The following is a 1,038-nucleotide window of genomic DNA, read 5'->3' as shown; positions in this document are numbered from 1 at the left end:
CGTCCGCCTCGGCGACGAGGCGGGCGGTGGCGCGTACGCCGGGGCCGGGCGCCCCGCCCGTCTCGGTCACGCCGGGGCCGCCGTCCAGGCGGCCAGCCGCTCGCGTACCCAGTCGGCGATCGGACGGACGCCGTCCGGCGCGACCAGGGAGGTGAAGGCGACGGGCAGATCGCCGCGCTGCTCCTTGGCATCGCGCGCCATGCGCTCCAGGTCGGATCCGACGTACGGGGAGAGGTCGGTCTTGTTGACGACGAGGAGGTCGGCCGTCGTCACGCCCGGGCCGCCCTTGCGCGGGATGTCATCGCCGCCCGCGACGTCGATGACGAACACCTGCGCGTCGACCAGGCCCCTGGAGAAGGTCGCGGTGAGGTTGTCGCCGCCGGACTCGACGAGGACCAGGTCGAGCGGGCCGACGCCCTCCTCCAGGTCCTCGACCGCTTCGAGGTTGGCGGAGATGTCGTCGCGGATCGCGGTGTGGGGGCAGGCGCCGGTCTCCACGGCGCTGATGCGCTCCGCGGGCAGCACCGCGTTGCGCAGCAGGAACTCGGCATCCTCGCGCGTGTAGATGTCGTTGGTGACGACGGCGATCGACAGCTCGTCGCGCAGCGCCCGGCACAGCGCGGCGACGGTCGCGGTCTTGCCGGAGCCGACCGGCCCGCCCAGCCCGATGCGCAGCGCCCGACGGGTGCCGTCGGGGCGGCGCGGCTCGGCGGCGTGGGTGTGGCGCTGCGGGAAGGTCTCGGGATGATCGAGGTGCATGGCGGCTCCGGGGGCGAGGAGGCGGGCGGTTACGAGGCGAAGAGGCGTACGGGCCAGGTGGCGTGCTGCTCGGCGGCGATGTCGAGCAGCGGCGCCGCGGCGGCGGGCAGCGCGCCGGGGCCCTCGTCCAGGGCCCGGTGTGCCGCCTCGGCGGCGCGGGCGGCGATCCGGTCGATCTCGGGGGCGAGGCGGGCGAGGACGGTGGTGGCGTCGAACGGGTCGAGGCTGAGCAGCCGTACGGCCGCGGACGCCGGTCCCCCGGCCGACTCGTACGCGGCG

Annotated in this window: 1 protein-coding gene and 1 pseudogene; both read right to left on the bottom strand. The window is 75.8% G+C overall.

Going from position 1 to position 1,038, the window contains the following annotated elements; all coding sequences use genetic code 11:
* Positions 1–66: 66 nt before the first annotated feature.
* Complete coding sequence (gene ureG / locus EEJ42_RS31360; protein WP_123105241.1) at positions 67–759, bottom strand: urease accessory protein UreG; 693 nt, start codon at positions 757–759, stop codon at positions 67–69.
* A 29-nt stretch (positions 760–788) separates the two neighbouring features.
* Positions 789–1,038, bottom strand: a pseudogene (locus EEJ42_RS31355) (urease accessory protein UreF); the annotation flags it as partial.

This window comes from Streptomyces botrytidirepellens (assembly GCF_003721215.1).
In the GTDB taxonomy this organism is placed as follows: Bacteria; Actinomycetota; Actinomycetes; order Streptomycetales; family Streptomycetaceae; genus Streptomyces; species Streptomyces himastatinicus.
Note: the sequence above shows the minus strand (reverse complement) of the source record. Positions and strands in the feature narration are given on the sequence as shown.

Excerpts from the sequence above, each read along its gene's own strand:
- ureG (WP_123105241.1), bottom strand. The coding sequence starts at position 759 with ATGCACCTCGATCATCCCGAGACCTTCCCGCAGCGCCACACCCACGCC.